At 69.7% G+C, this 201-nt stretch carries 1 protein-coding gene; it reads left to right on the top strand.

The features are described 5' to 3' along the window. The coding region (locus ACW5W4_RS19065; RefSeq protein WP_456690433.1) for a hypothetical protein at positions 1-201 on the top strand (201 nt) is incomplete at both ends.

The following is a 201-nucleotide window of genomic DNA, read 5'->3' as shown; positions in this document are numbered from 1 at the left end:
TTGACCGTCCGGCCGACGGCGAGGCGCTGACCGTGACCGCCACCCTGGTGGACGCGGCGGGCAATGTCTCGCCGGAAGGTAGCGACAGCGCCACCATGGGCGACACCACTGCCACCGCGGCGCCGACCGTGGTCATCACCGAAGACAAGAACGACGACGGCACCATCGACCGCAGCGAGATCAGCGGCCCCGTGAACGTGG

The organism is Aeromonas crassostreae (assembly GCF_054052445.1).
Note: the sequence above shows the minus strand (reverse complement) of the source record. Positions and strands in the feature narration are given on the sequence as shown.